The sequence below is a fragment of the Achromobacter sp. ACM02 genome (assembly GCF_014851605.1).
GTDB classification, from domain to species: domain Bacteria; phylum Pseudomonadota; class Gammaproteobacteria; order Burkholderiales; family Burkholderiaceae_B; genus Achromobacter; species Achromobacter aegrifaciens.
The window spans coordinates 341416-358203 of the sequence record NZ_JACUZY010000005.1 but is presented as its reverse complement, the minus strand read 5'-3'; the positions used below and the strand labels follow the sequence as shown (position 1 = coordinate 358203).

Below are 16788 nucleotides of genomic sequence, written 5' to 3'. Positions count from 1 at the left end.
GCTAGTCCGCGCCGCGCTCCCAACGGCGCTGGATGGCCTTGGCCGCGACCACGCCGTCGGCCATGGAGGTCACCACGCAGGGATGCATGCGGTGCGCCACCTCGCCCACGGCGTAGATGTCGGGCACGCTGGTCTCGGCGGTGGCGAAGTCCGTGCGGATGTAGCCGCGCTCGTCGCGGGCCAGGTGCAGGCTGTCGGCAAAGCCGGCCTGAGGCTCCCAGCCGTAGAAGACCAGGATCAGGTCGTACTGCTTGCCGTCCACGCTGCGGGTGGCGGGGTCCACCTTGTATGGGCCGATATGCACGCCTTCGCGGCCGGCGCGCGTCACCCATTGCTGTTGGGCACGGACGCTGCGGGCATAGAGATGCACGCTGCGGGCGCCGCGGTTGCGCACGTAGACGTAGTTTTCGAAGGCGTTGTCGCCCCCGCCCAGCACCGCCACCGACAGGCCCGAATAGTCCTGCGCCACGATGGGCGAGCCCGGGCCGATCAGCACGCCGGGCCAGGATGCGCCCGGCGGGTGGTCCGGCAGCCCCTTGGCGCGCACGCCCGAGGCGATCACCAGGGTGCGCCCGCGCACCAGGGATTCGGCGCCGTCTGCGTCTGCCAGCGTCGCCTCGATGCCGCCTTTGCAGGGACGCACCCCGGTTACGCGGGTTTCCAGGCGCAGCGGCACGCCGGCCGCGCGCACGCTGGCGTCGATGTTGGCAGCCACCTGCTGTCCGGTCACGCCCGGCAGCACCGCGATCCAGTCGTCGGCGAAGGGATTGTCATTGCCCAACCCGCCCAGCCGGGGGCCAGCCTCGACCAATAGCGGGGACAGGCCCAGGCGCGCCAACCACAGGGCGCAGGAAGCGCCGGCCGGGCCGCCGCCTACAATGACCGAATCGTGCATCTGTTGCATTTCACCCCTTATTGACTGCGCCGGCGCCTCACGGACGCCCGGACATGGCCGGATTGTAGCCAGCGCGCCGCCCCCGTTCCGCTGTCGCCTTACAATTCCGGGCTACCCCACCCAGGTTTTCATCATGCCTACACGCCGCATCATTCTTTCCGGGCTTGCGCTCGACGCCCGCATCGGCATCCTCGAGCACGAGCGCCGCGCCACCCAGCCCCTGCATGTCGACGCCGACTTCGACGTGGACATCCAGCGCTCGGTCGACGACCACGACATCCACAGCGTGCTGGACTACCGCCGGCTGCGCGAGGCCATCGTGGAAGAATGCACGCAGGCGCACGTGAACCTGATCGAAACCCTGTCGGAGCAGGTCGCGGCGCGCCTGCTGGCCGACTTCCAGGAAATCCGCGCGCTGCGCCTGCGCATCAGCAAGCCCATGGCCTTTTCCGACTGCGCGGCGGTAGGCGTGGAAATCCAGATCACGCGTTGACCATGAACGATATCGCTACCCCTGAGGTGCGCTTTCGCACCGAGGCCGAAGAAAAGGCCCGCCACGAAGGCAACAAGCTGACCAAGCGCCTGGCCCGCGAAACCACGCGCGCCCTGTCCGACTACAACATGATCGAAGCAGGCGACCGCGTCATGGTCTGCCTGTCGGGCGGCAAGGATTCCTACGCGCTCCTGGACATCCTGCTGCAGCTGCAGAAGCGCGCCCCCTTCAAGTTCGAGCTGATCGCGGTCAACCTGGACCAGAAGCAGCCGGGCTTTCCCGACCACATACTGCCGCAGTACCTGACGGAACTGGGCGTGCCCTTCCACATCGAGACGCAGGATACGTATTCCATCGTCACGCGCGTGCTGGAAGAGGGCAAGACCATGTGCTCGCTCTGTTCGCGCCTGCGCCGCGGCATCCTGTACCGCGTCGCCTCTGAACTGGGCGCGACCAAGATCGCGCTGGGCCATCACCGCGACGACATCCTGGGCACGTTCTTCCTGAACCTGTTCTACGGCGGCAAGGCCAAGGGCATGCCGCCCAAGCTGGTGTCCGATGACGGCCGCCACACGGTGATCCGCCCCCTGGCCTATGTGCCGGAAACCGACCTGATCGCCTACGCGGAGCTCAAGCAGTTCCCCATCATTCCCTGCAATCTCTGCGGTTCGCAAGAGAACCTGAAGCGCAAGGAAGTGGGCCGCATGATCAAGGAATGGGACAAGCAGCATCCGGGCCGCTCGTGGAACGTGTTCAACGCGCTGTCGCGCGTGGTGCCTTCGCACTTGATGGACCGCGACCTGTTCGACTTCGTGGGTTTGAAGCCTACTGGCCAGCCGGACGCCAATGGCGACACGGCGTTCGACGCCGAGGATCCGCAGGAAGATGCTGGCGAAGCCTGTGGCGATACGCCGCAAGCGCTGGAGCCCGGCGCCATTGTCGAAAAGAAGGTGACGTTCACGCGCAGCTGAAAACTGCGCGCAGAAATGAAAAAGGCTGCCCTGCGCAGCCTTTTTCATTTGCAGGCGCTACGCCTACGCGTTCAGCACGCGGATGGGCTTGCCGGCTTTCCACGCCTTCACCGCTTCCAGCGCATTCTGATAGAAGGCTTCGAAGTTCTCGCGGCTGACGTAGCCCAGGTGCGGCGTCAGGATCACGTTGTCCAGGTCCCGCACGGAATCCGTGGGCGACAGCGGCTCTTCGGGATAGACGTCCAGGCCGGCGCCGGCGATGCGGAACTTCACCAGCGCGTCCATCAAGGCTTCCTGGTCCACCAGGCCGGCGCGCGAAGTGTTGACCAGGTACGCGGTCGGTTTCATCGCGGCCAGCGCGGCCGCGTCGACCACATGGCGGCTGCGCTCGGACAGGATCAGATGCAGGCTGACCACGTCGGACGTGGCGAAGAGTTCGTGCTTGTCCACCCGCTTCACGCCCGCCGCCTCGGCGCGCTCGTCGGTCAGGTTGGGGCTCCAGGCCACCACGTCCATGCCGAAGGCCAGGCCTGCCTTGGCGACCGCCGCGCCCAGCTTGCCCAGGCCCAGCACGCCCAGGCGCTTGCCTGCCAATGGTTCAGGCATGGCCGTCTGCCACATGCCGCGGCGCATGGCCGCGTCTTCGGCCGGCAGGTGCTTGAACAGGCCCAGGATGTGCGCCCAGGCCAGTTCGGCCGTGGCGGTGTTGGCGTCGGCGCTGCCGGGCGCGCCGCAGACGATGATGCCCTGCCCGGCGCAGGCCTGCATGTCGATAGCGTTGTTGCGCATGCCGGTGGTGACCAGCAGACGCAGGTTCGGCAGGGCGCGGATCCGCTCCGCGGGGAACGGCGTGCGCTCGCGCATGGCGACAATCACGTCGTAGGGTTCAAGCGTGGGCTCGACCTGTTCTTCGGGAATGAAGTTGTTGAAGATCTGCACCTCGGCGTCACCGCCCAGCGAGGTCCAATCCGCATAGCGCTTGGCTACGTCATGGTAATCGTCGAGTATTGCGATTTTCAAAAGCTGTCTCCGGGGGCTTGGCGCCTGTGGCGCCAGCCTCCCGGCCGGCGCCGCGCGCCGGTCAGTTCAAGCGGGCTTTGAATTGCTCCAGCGGCAAGGCGCCGCTGACGCGCGAGCCGTCTGCAAAGAACGTGGTCGGCGTGCCGCGCACCATCAGCTTCTGGCCCAAGGCCAACAGCTTGTCCTCGGGCACGTCGCAATTGGCGGTGGCGGGCTTCTTGCCGCGCAGCATCCAGTCATCCCAGGTGGCGCCCGGGTCCTTCGAGCACCACACATCGCGCACCTTGTCCTTGGAATCGGGCGACAGGATGGGATAGAGGAAGGTGTAGACGGTGATGTTGTCGACGTTTTCCAGCGTCTTGCGCAATTGCTTGCAGTAGCCGCAGTTGGGGTCTTCGAAGATAGCGACCTTGCGCGAACCGTCGCCCTTGACCTGCTTGATGGCGAGATCCAGCGGCAACTGGTCGAACGACACGGCGCTCAGGCGTTCCTGCGTTTCGCGGGTGACGTCGCGGCGCGTCATGGCGTCGATCAGCGGACCTTCCATGACCCACGTCACTTTTTCATCCGTGTAGATGAGGTCCATGCCCAGCTGCACTTCGAACAGGCCGTAGGGCGTGCGGCGCACGGCCGTGACGTCCATGCCGTCGAAACGCTGGCGGAAACGCTCCTTGACCGCGTCCGCCACGGGATCGGCCGGCGCCACCTGGGTGGTGGAGTAGCTCTTGTCGCCCTTGGCGGGCTGCCCCACGGACTGGGTGGAGACAGACTTGTCGCCCTGGGCCGCCGCGCCGGCGGACATGCCCAGGCCCGCGGCCAGGAAACAAGCCGCCAAGGTGGCGGATATGCGGAAATTCATCGGTACTCCTGTACTCATCTATCGTGTTCTTGTGCGGAAAGGGTAACCGATCCGCGCCTGGGCGAATCCGGTCTGCGGGCAGGCGCCCCCTAAGGATCAGACAATCCGCCCGCGGGCGAGGTTCCGCGGGACGGATCCGGCCCTAGTTGGCCGAGGCCCCGGTTATCAGGCGGCGCTTGATCAAAGGCGCCCGCTCTACCCAGTGCATGCCGGCATTGCGCAGCCAGACCAGCGGCGTCGCCCGCGACGCGAACAGCTTGTGCAAGCCGTCAGTGGCCAGGCGCATGGCCAGCACCGGCTCGGCGCGCGCGCGCTGGTAGCGGTGCAGCACGCGCAGGTCGCCCGCCGAGCGATAGGCTTCGCGGCCCGCGACCACGCGGGCCAGCGCCTCGACGTCGCCCAGGCCCAGGTTCAGCCCCTGGCCCGCCAGCGGGTGCAGGCGGTGGGCCGCGTCGCCCGCCAGCGCGATACCCGGCGCAACCATCTGGGCGCGCTCCAGCGTCAAGGGAAAGCCATGCAGCTTGCTGCGGACCTTCAGCGCGCCCAGGCGGCCTTCGGCGGCGTCGGCCAGCAGGGTTTCGAGGCGAGCGGCCTGCTCCTCGGGCGGCAGGGCCAGCAGTGCCTGGGCCAGCTCGGTGCGCATGGACCAGACCATGGAAACCTGCGGACCGGCAGAGGTATCGGGCAGCGGCAGCAGGGCCAGCACGCCGTCGTCTCGGAACCACTGGAAAGCGGTGCCCTGGTGCGGACGCTCAGCGTCCAGGTGCACCACCAGGCCCGTGTCGTCGTAGGACACGGATTCATGCTTCAGGCCGGCGGCCTCGCGCAGCGGCGACGCCGCGCCATCGGCGCCCACGAACAGCTCGGCCTCGATGCGCGCGCCGCTTTCGGTGTCGATGGCGCCGTCGCGGTAACCCGTGCAGCGGTCCTCCAGCCACGGGATGCCGAACATGCGGACTGCCTGGATCAGCACGCGCTCGATTTCGCCGGACTCGACGATCCAGGCCAGCTGCGGCAGCGCCGCCTGCCAGGCGCTCAGGTTCACCTGGCCGTCGGCGTCGCCGTGGATTTCCATAGCGTTGACCGGCGTCAGCCGGGACGCGGGCATGGCGTCCCACACGCCGAGCTCGGCCAGGAAACGCTGGCTGGCGGGTGAAATGGCGTAGACGCGCGGGTGGTAGCGGTCGGGATCGGCCGGCGGCACGCTGGCGCGCGGCGCCAGCACGGCCACGCGCTGGCCGCGGCGGGCCAGCGCCAGGGCAGTGGACAGGCCGACGATGCCGGCCCCGCAAACGACGATCTGATGGCTCATCTTGCGCTCGGCTCCCCGGCCTGTTTCGGCCACAGCACCCACATCTGGCCGCGTTGCTTCATGCGGCCGGCCTGCTGGCCGGCGTCGTCGCCGTAGCCCCAGTAGAAGTCGGCGCGCGCGGCGCCGCGGATGGCCGTGCCCGTGTCCTGGGCCAGCACCAGGCGCTGCAGCGGCCGGTCGGACGCCGGATAGGTCGTGGCCAGGAACACCGGCGTGCCCAGCGGCACGAAACCCGCGTCGACCGCGATCGAACGCATGGGGGCCAGCGGCACCGCGTAGGCGCCCTTGGGACCTTGTTCCGGATCGACCACCGCCTCTTCGCGGAAGAACACCACCGCCGGGTTGGCGTTGAGCATTTCCGGCACGCGCTTGGGATTGCGCTGGGCCCAGGCGCGGATGTTCTGCATGGAAGCCTGGTCGGCCGACAACTCGCCGCGGTCGATCAGCCAGCGGCCGATGGAGGCGTAAGGCTGGCCGTTGTGGTCGGCATAGGCCACGCGGATGGTCTTGCCGGAATCGGGACCGTCGGTCAGCTGCACGCGGCCCGAGCCCTGCACCTGCAGGAAGAAGTTGTCGACGGGGTCATCCACCCACACCAGCACAGGCGGACGGCGGCCGGAGGACTCGATGGCGGCGCGCGAGTCATAAGGCACCACCCGCTTGCCGTCCAGCTTGCCGCGCACGCGCTTGCCCGCCAGTTCCGGATAGATCGAGCCCAGGTCGATGGTCAGCAGGTCCGCGGGCACGGTGTACAGCGGCCATTGATGGCTGCCGCCCTGGCGGCGCGAGCCGCGCACCAGGGGCTCGTAATAGCCTGTCACGGTGTTGGTGGCCGGCTTGCCGTCGGCGGCGTTCAGACGCCAGGGCTGCAGATAGGTCTGCAGGAAGCGGCGCACGCCCTCGCCATCGCCCGCGGCAGGCGCGCGGGACGGATCCGCGGCGGCCGCGCAGACCGGCTGCCAGGCCCGCGGCGTGGCGCGCGCGGGCGCGGCCAGGTTGCCGCTGGTCGGCCGCATCAGGCCGCGGCAATTGCGCAGGAACAGAGGCCAGAAGCGCGACAGGTCATCGTTGGTCCAGCCGGGCATCTCGGCCCAGTTGGCCGCCTTGTACTTGCCAGCCAGCGCGCGCGGCGGAGTATCGGGCAAGGACGCCAGCGACGGCACCACCAGCGGGCCGTCGGCCGCGGGCGCGGACGGGCCGGGGATGCCGGCCGAACCGGAGTCGGGAGGAATGTCAGAGGGGGTGGAACATGCCGCCAGCAATACGGACAGCACGGACAGACTGAGAATGCGCTTCATGAGCAAATGAAAAAACGTGCGACGGATGGCCGGGCCATTCAATGCAGGGTACGCGGCATGGCCAGGACGAATTCGGAGATCGGCACTTCGAACGGTATGCCGTTCTCGCCGACGCAGTGGTAGGTGCCGCGCATCGTACCCACCGGCGTGGGCAGGGGACAGCCGCTGGTGTACTCGAAGGTTTCGCCGGGCGCGAGCAAGGGCTGCTGGCCCACGATGCCCAGCCCGCGCACTTCCTGCACGCGCTGGTTGCCATCGGTGATGATCCAGTGGCGGCTGATCACCTGGGCGGGATGCTCGCCGGTATTGGTGATGCGGACGGTATAGGCGAACACGAACTGCTGTTCGCCAGGATCGGACTGTTCAGGCACGAAGCGCGGAGAGACAGAGACGCTCAGGTCGTAAGGTTTCACAGTCCTTCCCTGTGTGGTGCTGGCGGGCGGCCGTGGTACGGCGCCGGACGCTGGAAAAGACGCGGTTCCCGGACCCGCCGGGCCGGGCCATTCCCGGTACCGCGCCTCAAACTGCAATAATGGCACATTATGCCCTCCCCGATCCCGAACATCATGTCTACCCAACAGGCTTCCACCCGCATCACCCCCAGCATCCTGTCGGCCGACTTCGCCCGCCTGGGCGAGGAAGTCCGCAACGTCGTCGCCGCCGGCGCCGACTGGATCCACGTGGACGTGATGGACAACCACTATGTCCCCAATCTGACCATCGGCCCGATGGTGTGCGCGGCCATCCGCCCCCACGTCCAGGTGCCGATCGACGTGCACCTGATGGTGGAACCGGTGGACGACCTGGTGCCGATGTTCGCCAAGGCCGGCGCCGACTACATCAGCTTCCACCCTGACGCCAGCCGCCACGTGGACCGCACGCTGTCGCTGATCCGCGAAAACGGCTGTAAGGCCGGCCTGGTGTTCAACCCCGCCACCCCGCTGTCCTACCTGGACTACGTGATGGACAAGATCGACCTGATCCTGATCATGTCGGTGAATCCGGGCTTCGGCGGCCAGAGCTTCATCCCCGGCGCGCTGACCAAGCTGCGCGAGGCGCGCGCGCGCATCGACGCCTGGACGCAGGCCGGCGGCCAGGAAATCGTGCTGCAGGTCGACGGCGGCGTGAAGATCGACAACATCGCTGAAATCCGCCGCGCCGGCGCCGATACCTTCGTGGCCGGCTCCGCCATCTTCGGCAAGCCGGACTATGCCGGCATCATCAAGTCCATGCGCGAACAGATCGCCATCGGCGAAACCACCGCCATCTAAGCTCCGGGAACCGACATGACCGCTTTTCGCGCCGCGCTGCTGGACCTGGACGGCACCCTGCTGGATTCGATTCCCGACCTGGCCTTCGCCGCCAACGCCATGCGCGTGGAGCTGGGCATGTCGCCGCTGCGCGAAGACGTGGTGGCCACCTTCGTGGGCAAGGGCGTGGACAACCTGGTGCGCCGCAGCCTGGCCGGCAGCCTGGACGCGGCCGCCCCCACCGCCGCCGAGTTCGATGTCGCCCGCGCCGCCTTCTATCACCATTACCACCTGTCCAATGGCGAAAAAGCGCAGATCTACCCTGGCGTCATCGACGGCCTGAAGCTCATGCGCGAGCAAGGGCTGAAGCTGGCCGTCGTCACCAACAAGCCCACCGAATTCACCCTGCCGCTGCTGCAACGCACGGGCCTGGCGGGCTTTTTCGATGCCGTGGTCTGCGGCGACACCTGCGAGCGCCGCAAGCCCGATCCGGATCAGGTGGTGCATGCCTGCGACCTGCTCGGCGTCGCTCCGCACGAAGCCGTGACCATCGGCGATTCCGTCAATGACGCCCAGGCGGGCCGCAGCGCCGGCACCCAGGTCCTGGTCGTGCCTTACGGTTACAACGAAGGCCGGGACGTGCGCGAGCTGGATGTCGATGGTATAGTTGACACGCTAGTCGCCGCCGCCCAGTGGGTCGCGCTCTGGAATCAAAACCAGAACGCGGCAAAAACAGGCTCCTGAACAACGGCGGCTCACCGCGAATTCAATACTGAACAAAGCTCAATGAACGTTTCCATCCAGAACCAAATGCTCGGCGCCTCGTGGCGCTGGTGGCGTTTGTCTTCCGGGTGGCGATGATCCCTCCCGGCCCTGGACGCGTATGCCGCCTAGTGCCGTAGCTGTGTAAACACAGAGCCAAGCCCGGAACCAGTAACCTGGACCGGGCTTTTTTGTTGCGCGCCTGGTCCGATAGCAGATAAATCGCTCACGAGACCCGACATGACCGAAATCGAATTCAAGGCCCTCGCCGCACAAGGCTACAACCGCATCCCGCTGGTCGCCGAAACCTATGCCGACCTGGACACCCCGCTGGGCATCTACCTGAAGCTGGCGCACGCCGGCCCCCAGGGCGGGCGCATGACCTGCCTGATGGAGTCGGTGGTGGGCGGCGAACGCTTCGGCCGTTATTCCTTCATCGGCCTGCCGGCCCGCACGGTGATCCGCGCCAGCGGCACCCGCACCGAGGTGCTGCACGACGGCAAGGTCGCCGAAACCCATGACGGCGATCCGCTGGCCTTCATCGAGCAATACCAGAGCCGCTTCAAGGTCGCCCTGCGTCCCGGCATGCCGCGCTTCTGCGGCGGCCTGGCGGGCTACTTCGGCTACGACACCGTGCGCCACATCGAGCCCTGCCTGGGCCCGGCGGTCAAGCCGTTCCCCGCCGGCATGGAAGGCGGCACGCCCGACCTGATGCTGATGCACGTGGACGAGCTGGTCATCGTCGACAACCTGGCCGGCCGCATCTACCTGATGGTCTACGCGGACCCGGGCCAGCCCGAGGCCTACAGCCGCGCCCAGCAGCGCCTGCACGACCTGCGCGCCCGACTGCGACGCCCGGTGGAAATTCCCTACAGCCACGCCAGCATGCAGACCGAAGAGCGGCGCGACTTCAAGAAGGAAGACTATCTGGCGGCCGTGCACCGCGCCAAGGAACACATCGCCGCCGGCGACCTGATGCAAGTGCAGATTGGCCAGGTCATCGCCAAGCCCTTCCGCGATTCCCCCCTCTCCCTCTACCGCGCCCTGCGGTCGCTCAATCCCTCCCCCTACATGTACTTCTGGAACTTCGGCGACTTCCAGGTGGTCGGCGCGTCGCCGGAAATCCTGGTGCGCCAGGAACGCGTGGTGGAAAACGGCGAACCCAAGTCGCAGATCACGATCCGTCCCCTGGCCGGCACCCGCAAGCGCGGCGGCACGCCCGAGGAAGACGCCGCCCTGGCCGCCGAACTGAAGGCCGATCCCAAGGAAGTGGCCGAACACGTGATGCTGATCGACCTGGCGCGCAACGACGTGGGCCGCGTGGCCCAGGTGGGCTCGGTCAAGGTCAGCGACACCATGGTGATCGAACGCTATTCGCACGTGATGCACCTGGTGTCCAACGTCACCGGCACGCTGAACCCGGGCATGAGCAGCATGGACGTGCTGCGCGCGTCCTTCCCCGCAGGCACCCTGACCGGCGCTCCCAAGGTCGAGGCCATGAAGATCATCGACGAACTGGAACCCGTGCGCCGCGGCATCTACGGCGGCGCGGCCGGCTACCTGAGCTACGGCGGCGAAATGGACGTAGCCATCGCCATCCGCACCGGCGTCATCAAGGACGGCACGCTGTACGTGCAGGCCGCCGCCGGCATCGTGGCCGATTCCAACCCTGAAGCCGAATGGGCCGAAACCGAAGCCAAGGCCCGCGCGGTGCTGCGCGCAGCCGAACAGGTGCAGCACGGCCTGGACGAGCCCATCTGAGGCCCCGCCCCCACCGGACATATCCGGGCCGCCGGGCGGCCCCACAGGAGAATTAAATGCTGTTGATGATCGACAACTACGACTCTTTCACCTACAACCTGGTGCAATACTTCGGTGAACTGGGCGAAGACGTGCGCGTGGCGCGCAACGACCAGATCACGCTGGAAGAGATCGCCGCCATGAACCCGGACCGCATCTGCGTGTCGCCCGGCCCCTGCTCGCCGGCCGAGGCAGGCATCTCGGTGCCCGTGATCCAGGCCTTCGCGGGCAAGAAGCCCATCCTGGGCGTGTGCCTGGGCCATCAGGCCATCGGCGCGGCCTACGGCGGCGACATCGTGCGCGCGCAGCAGATCATGCACGGCAAGACCGTGCAGATCTCGCATACCGGCACGGACATCTTCACCGGTCTGCCCACCCCGTACACCGTGATCCGTTACAACTCGCTGACCATAGACCCCGCCACCCTGCCCGACTGCCTGGCCGTGACGGCGACCGCGCCGGACGGCGACATCATGGGCGTGCGCCACAAGACCCTGCCGCTATACGGAGTACAGTTCCATCCCGAGTCGGTGCTCAGCGAGCACGGCCATGCCCTGCTCCGCAATTTCCTGAACCTCGCCTAAGAAGGACGCATCGTGACTATTTCCCCCGCCGAAGCGCTGACGCGCTGCATTGAACACCGCGAAATCTTCCACGACGAAATGCTGCATCTCATGCGCATGCTGATGCGCGGCGAAATGTCGCCGCAGATCGCAAGCGCCTTGCTGATGGGCCTGCGCGTGAAGAAAGAGACCATAGGCGAAATCACCGCCGCCGCACAGGTCATGCGCGAATTCGCCACGCCCGTGGTCACGCCCAACCCCGCCGACCTGCTGGACATGTGCGGCACCGGCGGCGACGGCAGCCATACCTTCAACATTTCCACCACCGCCATGTTCGTGGCGGCGGCGGCCGGCGTGCCGATCGCCAAGCACGGCAACCGCAGCGCCTCGTCGTCCAGCGGCAGCGCCGACGTGCTGGAAGCCCTGGGCGCCAACCTGGTGTTGACACCCGAACAGGTGGCCGAGTGCATCCAGGCCACCGGCATCGGCTTCATGTTCGCGCCCGCCCACCATGGCGCCATGAAGAACGTGGCCGCCGTGCGCAAGGAACTGGCCGTGCGCACCATTTTCAACATCCTGGGCCCGCTGACCAATCCGGCCGGCGCCGCCAACCAGTTGATGGGCGTGTTCCACCCCGACCTGGTCGGCATCCAGGTGCGCGTGCTGGAACGCCTGGGTTCGCGCCACGTGCTGGTGGTGCACGGCAAGGACGGCATGGACGAGGCCTCGCTGGGCGGCGCCACCCTGGTCGGGGAACTCAAGGACGGAAAGGTCCTCGAATATGAGATCCATCCCGAGGACTACGGGCTATCCATGATGTCCAACCGCAGCATCAAGGTGTCCAATCGCGAACAATCGCGCGAGCTTGTCATCGAGGCGCTCGAAAATGTCGAGGGCACCGCCCGCGACATCGTCGCGCTCAATGCGGGACTCGCCATTTATGCTGGCAATAAGGCCGATTCCATTCCCGAGGCATTGGCTCTAGCATTTGAACTTATCTCCACCGGCGCGGCGCGAGCCAAGCTGGAAGAATTCTGCGCATATACCCGGAAATTCCTGAAATGAACGATATTCTCGCGAAGATCCTCGCCGTCAAGGCCGAGGAAGTCGCCGCCGCTCGCCAGATGCGCAGCGAAGCCGAAGTCCTGCGCGAAGCGCAGGCGCGGCAGGACGTGCGTGGCTTTGCCCAAGCCATCGAAGACAAGATCTCGCAAGGCAAGCCCGGCGTCATCGCCGAAATCAAGAAGGCCTCGCCGTCCAAGGGCGTGCTGCGCGACCCTTTCAATCCCCCGGAAATCGCCGCCACCTATGCGGTGCACGGCGCGGCCTGCCTGTCGGTGCTGACCGACGTGCAGTTCTTCCAGGGCTCCCACGACCATCTGCGCCAGGCGCGCGCGGCCTGCTCGCTGCCGGTGCTGCGCAAGGACTTCGTGATCGATCCCTATCAGATCATCGCCGCGCGCGCCATGGGCGCGGACTGCGTGCTGCTGATCGTGGCCGCGCTCAGCCCGGCGCAACTGCGCGACTATGAAACGCTGGCGATGGAACTGGGCATGGACGTGCTCGTGGAAGTGCACGACGCCAAGGAACTGGACGTCGCGCTGACCATGAAGACGCCGCTGCTCGGCGTCAACAACCGCAACCTGCGCACCTTCGAGACCAGCCTGTCGAACACCCTGGACCTGCTGCCCCGGATTCCCGCGGGCAAGCGCGTCGTGACCGAAAGCGGCATCCTCAAGCCGGAAGACGTGCAGCTGATGCGCCAGCACAAGGTCGACGCCTTCCTGGTGGGCGAAGCCTTCATGCGCGCCAAGGATCCGGGCGCGGAACTTGCGCGCCTGATGGGCTGACCGGCCGGCCCGGGAGCCCATGGACACCACCTTCCTGCTCAATTTCATCCAGGTCATCGAGCAGGGTTCGATCGCCGAGGTTGCGCGCAAGAACGGCCTGACACCGGCGGCGGTCAATCAGCGCATCAAGAAGGTCGAGGACGAACTGGGTTTCAAGCTGGTGGTGCGTTCCGGCCGCACCGTCAAACCCACGGTCGAAGGCGCGCAGATCCTGGCGCAGGCCAAGCACGTCATGGAAGAGGTGCGCAACCTGAAGGCCGCGTCCCAGGGGCCGGTGGTGTTCGGCCACCTGACCCTGGGCGCGTTCGATTCGGCCATGACCACGCTGATGCCCACGCTGCTGGCGCGTCTCATCGACCGGCATCCCAATCTCGAAATCAGCCTGGTCAAGGGCTATTCCGTCAATCTCTACAGCAAGATCTGCGACGGAGAGATGGACGCGGCACTGATACTGCAGCCGCAGTTCCAGATGCCCAAGAACCTGGAATGGCGCCGGGTGCGTGACGAGCCGCTGGTGGTGCTGGCGCCGGCCTCGCTCGCCGAGACCGACCCGCACCAGCTGCTGCGCGCCAATCCGCTGATCTGCTATGACCGCAAGCTGTGGGGCGGGCAGCTCGCCGCCAACTACTTCCGCCAGCACAGCATACGGCCCAAGATACGCATCGAAACCGCTTCCATCGAGGTCATCGCGCTGCTGGTAGGCCAGGGACTGGGCGTGTCCCTGGTGCCGGACGGCGCAGGCGAACTGCGCCCGGACTCCGGGCTGCGCAAGATCCCCCTGCCGGACGACGAGCACTTCCGCAGCGTCGGCCTGCTATGGAACCGGCAATCGGTCCGCGCCGCCCTGATCGAGGAAATCTACGAGATCGCGCGGGCCGCCTGAGGCGGGGCCTCAGCAGGTTCCCTCGGCGCCCAGGATGACCGTGGACTGGCTGGACAGCGTGCCGCCGTTGCCGTGCGCCAGGGCCAGGCGCGCATCCCGGACCTGGCGCTCGCCCGCCTGGCCGCGCAACTGGCGCACCGCTTCGATCACCAGGAACACCCCGTACATGCCCGGATGGACGCAGGACAACCCGCCCCCGTTTGTGTTCACCGGCAGCCTGCCACCCGGCGCAATGCCGCCGCCGCGCACGAAGGCCCCGCCCTCGCCCTTGGCGCAGAATCCCAGGTCTTCGAGGAACAGGATGGTGTTGATGGTGAAGGCGTCGTATAGCTGCGCCACGTCGATGTCGGCTGGACGATAGCCGGCCATTTCGAACGCCAGCGCGCCCGACTGGCGCGCCGCGGTGGTGGTCAGGCTCTCCATCGCGGATATCTGGCGGTTCCATACGGCGGTCGCGCTGCCCAGGATGTAGGCGGGAGGCTGTGGCAGATCCCGGGTGCGGTCGGCCCGCGTCATCACGAAGGCGCCCGCGCCATCCGTCACCAGGCAGCAATCGCGGACAGTCAGCGGATCCGATACCCGGCGCGCGCTCAGCACCTCATCAATTGATAGTGGATCGCGCGAATATGCTTCGGGATTGAGTTGCGCCCAGCGGCGCGCCGCCACCGCAACTTCGGCCAAATCCTCGCGCCGGGTGCCAAACTCGTGCATGTGGCGCCTGGCGGCCAGCGCGTAGGCGCTGGGCGGATTCAAAGGTTCATACGGCATTTCGTAGGGCTGAGGGTCCAGCGCCTTGCGCGTGGCCGCAATCGCCGAGCGTCCGACGGCAGCTGTCTTCTGCGCGCTGCCGTAGCAGACCAGCACGGCATTGCACTGCCCCGAATCCAGCGCATGGGCCGCGGCCAGGATGTATGACATGAAGCTGGAGCCGCCCAGGCAGGTTCCATCGATGTAGGTGGGGCGGATGCCCAGGGTCTCGATGACGGACATAGGCCACATGCTGGCCGCCACGCTGGAGGTCGCGATGCCGTCGATGTCGCGCATCTGCAAGCCCGCATCCCGCACCGCCGCATGGGCGGCCCGCACCAGCAGCTCCATGTCCGTGTAGCCCGGCGCCTGGCCGAGGCCGAAGTGGCCAACGCCGGCGATGACCGTCTTACCCCGCAATTGCCGGTAGTTCATTGCTGCGCCTCCTCGAACAACACGGCGGCGGCGCCGTCGCGTTCGCCGATTACGGCCCTTACGGCCATGCCGATGCGCACCTGGTCAGGCGGCATGCCCACGACGTTGGACATCATCCGCACGCCCTCCTCCAGATCGAGCAGCGAAACGTTGTAGTCGCCGCCGGCCTCGGGCTTGCGCGCGACAGTGGTGCAACTGTAGACAATGGCCCGCCCCGTCGGTGCGACCCAGGTCAGCGCCTCCCTGCCGCAATGTGGGCAGATTTCGCGCGGCTGGAACACGTGCCGCGCGCAATCGGCGCAGCGCTGGATCAGGAAGCGGCCCTGCGCCAGGTGGTCGAAGTACTGCTTCTGGGTGCCTGCATTGGCGGCTGCGCTGTTCATCGCGATTCTCCCTGGCTTGCGGGCTGCTGCAGCGCCGCGATTTCAGTGTCGCTGCATCCGAGCCTGGCGCTCAGGACGCTCTGCGTATCGGCTCCCAGCAAGGGAGCCGCGTTGCGGTAGGCGACCGGGCTTTCCGAGAAACGCATCGGACTGCGGACCTGCGGCACGCTTCCGCAGACTGGGTGCGGCAACGAGAATTTCAGGCCGCGGGCGCGCACCTGCGGATCCTCATGAACCTGGGCGATGTCGTTGATCACGCCTACCGGCACGCCTGCGGCATCCAGCAGGCCGACCCATTCGTCGCGGCCTCGCGTGAGAAACAGCCGCTCGAGTTCGGGAATGAGCACGCCCTTGGCGAGCACGCGCCCGGTATTGGTCAGGTAGCGCTCATCTTCAGCCAGATCGGGCCGGCCCGCCGCGGCGCAGAATTTCTGGAACTGACCGTCGTTGCCAACGCCCAGCACCACATGCCCATCCGCCGCCTCGAACACCTGATAAGGGGCCAGGTTGACATGCGCGTTGCCTTCACGGCGGGGCACCTCGCCCGACAGAAAGTAGTTGAAGTTCTGCACGCCCAACGCCGCCACCTGGCAATCCAGCATGGAGATATCGATGTGTTGGCCCAGGCCGCTGCGGCCGCGCTCATGCAGCGACGCGAGGATGGCGCTGGTGGCGTACATGCCCGCCATCAGGTCGGCGGCGGCGTTGCCGGCCTTCTGCGGACCGCCGCCAGGCAGCGCGTCCTTTTCCCCAGTGATGCTCATCAGACCGCCCAGCGCCTGGATCACGAAGTCATAACCGGGCTTTTCCGCGTAGGGACCGTCCTGCCCGAAACCCGTGATGGAGCAATAGATGAGCCTCGGGTTCAGCTCCCGCAGGCTGGCGTAGTCCAGGCCGTACTTGCGCAGGCCGCCCACCTTGAAATTCTCGACGAAGATGTCGCATCCGGCTGCCAGCCGGCGCACCGCGTCCGCGCCAGCCTGGGTTGCGATGTCCAGGGCCAACGACTTCTTGTTGCGGTTGGCGGCCAGGTAATACGCCGACTCCTGCGTGCGCCGGCCTTCGGCGTCCATCAGATTGGGCGGCCCCCAGCCGCGGGTGTCGTCGCCCGATAGCGGGCGTTCGATCTTCAGTACTTCGGCGCCCAGGTCGGCCAGGTTCTGCGTGCACCAGGGACCCGCCATGATGCGGGTCATGTCCAGCACGGTGATGCCGCTAAGCGGAGGTTCTCTGTTAGACATAGGATGTGTGTACGTGGATGACGGAA

General features: G+C 66.8%; 18 protein-coding genes. 9 read left to right on the top strand and 9 right to left on the bottom strand.

Annotated elements, in window-relative coordinates; genetic code table 11:
* Position 1: 1 nt before the first annotated feature.
* Positions 2–904 carry an NAD(P)/FAD-dependent oxidoreductase gene (locus IB258_RS17640; RefSeq protein WP_054455224.1) on the bottom strand — a complete coding sequence of 301 codons (903 nt, stop codon included), beginning with the start codon at positions 902–904 and terminating at the stop codon, positions 2–4.
* Positions 905–1028: 124 nt separating this feature from the next.
* Between IB258_RS17640 and folB the strand changes: the two genes are divergently transcribed.
* Together folB and ttcA are read left to right on the top strand one after the other, a co-directional pair.
* Complete coding sequence (gene folB / locus IB258_RS17635; protein WP_008164827.1) at positions 1029–1388, top strand: dihydroneopterin aldolase; 360 nt, start codon at positions 1029–1031, stop codon at positions 1386–1388.
* Positions 1389–1390: 2 nt separating this feature from the next.
* Positions 1391–2359: a tRNA 2-thiocytidine(32) synthetase TtcA gene (gene ttcA / locus IB258_RS17630; RefSeq protein WP_054455226.1), complete on the top strand. Its 969-nt coding sequence runs from the start codon at positions 1391–1393 to the stop codon at positions 2357–2359.
* Between the two features lie 63 nt (positions 2360–2422).
* Here ttcA and IB258_RS17625 read toward each other — a convergent pair whose 3' ends face one another.
* From IB258_RS17625 to apaG, 5 genes are all read right to left on the bottom strand, one after another.
* Entirely contained in the window at positions 2423–3379 is a 957-nt protein-coding gene (locus tag IB258_RS17625) for a D-2-hydroxyacid dehydrogenase family protein (protein ID WP_192352961.1), read from the bottom strand.
* A gap of 61 nt (positions 3380–3440) precedes the next feature.
* The gene (locus tag IB258_RS17620; protein ID WP_125473353.1) at positions 3441–4238 is read right to left on the bottom strand and encodes a DsbC family protein; all 798 of its coding nucleotides are present in this window, start codon (positions 4236–4238) and stop codon (positions 3441–3443) included.
* A gap of 142 nt (positions 4239–4380) precedes the next feature.
* The gene (locus tag IB258_RS17615; RefSeq protein ID WP_054455232.1) at positions 4381–5550 is read right to left on the bottom strand and encodes a UbiH/UbiF family hydroxylase; all 1170 of its coding nucleotides are present in this window, start codon (positions 5548–5550) and stop codon (positions 4381–4383) included.
* A complete protein-coding gene (locus tag IB258_RS17610) occupies positions 5547–6848 on the bottom strand; it encodes a murein transglycosylase A (protein ID WP_192330526.1) in 1302 nt (433 codons plus the stop codon). Before IB258_RS17610 ends, IB258_RS17615 begins: the two co-directional genes overlap by 4 nt.
* A 38-nt stretch (positions 6849–6886) precedes the next feature.
* Positions 6887–7261, bottom strand: coding sequence for a Co2+/Mg2+ efflux protein ApaG (apaG, locus tag IB258_RS17605; RefSeq protein ID WP_039882644.1), 375 nt, complete (start codon positions 7259–7261; stop codon positions 6887–6889).
* Positions 7262–7390: 129 nt separating this feature from the next.
* Between apaG and rpe the strand changes: the two genes are divergently transcribed.
* The 7 genes from rpe (at position 7391) to IB258_RS17570 (ending at position 13956) form a co-directional block, all read left to right on the top strand.
* Positions 7391–8119, top strand: a complete 729-nt coding sequence (gene rpe / locus IB258_RS17600; RefSeq protein ID WP_054455236.1) for a ribulose-phosphate 3-epimerase — start codon at positions 7391–7393, stop codon at positions 8117–8119.
* A 15-nt stretch (positions 8120–8134) separates the two neighbouring features.
* Complete coding sequence (locus IB258_RS17595) at positions 8135–8842, top strand: phosphoglycolate phosphatase (RefSeq protein ID WP_192352960.1); 708 nt, start codon at positions 8135–8137, stop codon at positions 8840–8842.
* Positions 8843–9100: 258 nt separating this feature from the next.
* Positions 9101–10621, top strand: a complete 1521-nt coding sequence (gene trpE, locus IB258_RS17590; protein ID WP_054455241.1) for an anthranilate synthase component I — start codon at positions 9101–9103, stop codon at positions 10619–10621.
* Between the two features lie 56 nt (positions 10622–10677).
* Entirely contained in the window at positions 10678–11244 is a 567-nt protein-coding gene (locus IB258_RS17585) for an aminodeoxychorismate/anthranilate synthase component II (protein ID WP_054455244.1), read from the top strand.
* Positions 11245–11256: 12 nt separating this feature from the next.
* Complete coding sequence (gene trpD, locus IB258_RS17580; RefSeq protein WP_054455246.1) at positions 11257–12288, top strand: anthranilate phosphoribosyltransferase; 1032 nt, start codon at positions 11257–11259, stop codon at positions 12286–12288.
* Positions 12285–13073, top strand: a complete 789-nt coding sequence (gene trpC, locus IB258_RS17575) for an indole-3-glycerol phosphate synthase TrpC (protein WP_192352959.1) — start codon at positions 12285–12287, stop codon at positions 13071–13073. Before trpD ends, trpC begins: the two co-directional genes overlap by 4 nt.
* Before the next feature lie 19 nt (positions 13074–13092).
* Positions 13093–13956: a LysR family transcriptional regulator gene (locus IB258_RS17570; protein WP_054455250.1), complete on the top strand. Its 864-nt coding sequence runs from the start codon at positions 13093–13095 to the stop codon at positions 13954–13956.
* A gap of 9 nt (positions 13957–13965) precedes the next feature.
* Here IB258_RS17570 and IB258_RS17565 read toward each other — a convergent pair whose 3' ends face one another.
* From IB258_RS17565 to IB258_RS17555, 3 genes are read right to left on the bottom strand one after another with little or no spacing between them, the layout of a single operon-like run.
* Positions 13966–15138, bottom strand: a complete 1173-nt coding sequence (locus IB258_RS17565; protein WP_192352958.1) for a thiolase — start codon at positions 15136–15138, stop codon at positions 13966–13968.
* Positions 15135–15521, bottom strand: a complete 387-nt coding sequence (locus IB258_RS17560; protein WP_192352957.1) for a Zn-ribbon domain-containing OB-fold protein — start codon at positions 15519–15521, stop codon at positions 15135–15137. Before IB258_RS17560 ends, IB258_RS17565 begins: the two co-directional genes overlap by 4 nt.
* Positions 15518–16762 carry a CaiB/BaiF CoA-transferase family protein gene (locus tag IB258_RS17555; RefSeq protein WP_192352956.1) on the bottom strand — a complete coding sequence of 415 codons (1245 nt, stop codon included), beginning with the start codon at positions 16760–16762 and terminating at the stop codon, positions 15518–15520. The genes IB258_RS17560 and IB258_RS17555 overlap by 4 nt, the downstream gene beginning before the upstream one ends.
* Positions 16763–16788: the final 26 nt, after the last annotated feature.